This is a genomic window from Oleiphilus sp. HI0061 (assembly GCF_001635675.1).
Genome location: NZ_LWFE01000879.1, coordinates 1 through 298, shown reverse-complemented (window position 1 = coordinate 298; position 298 = coordinate 1). Strand labels below are relative to the sequence as shown.

General features: G+C 46.0%; 1 protein-coding gene. It reads left to right on the top strand.

Annotated elements, in window-relative coordinates:
* The coding region (locus tag A3735_RS30780; protein WP_197485836.1) for a hypothetical protein at nt 1–298 on the top strand (298 nt) is incomplete at both ends.

Below are 298 nucleotides of genomic sequence, written 5' to 3'. Positions count from 1 at the left end.
GAACATCGTTGATGACGAAACTGGTTCACGTGTAATTGAAGCAGATAGTCACAGCACCTCTACTGATGGTGACCCTAAAGCGCAACCTACTCTTGAAAACGCAATCTTGAAGTCAGTTGGTCGTGCAGTTCGCTTGCGCGAAGGTACAGACTACGTGTTCAACAATGTTCAAATTTTGGTTGAGTCTTCATCAGATGCAGACGTTGAGGCGATCCGTGTAAGTGACACTGGTGTTGATACTGATACTCGCGCAACGGTAACAGGTGCAGGTCTAGCGATTAAGAACAATGTAAACGCT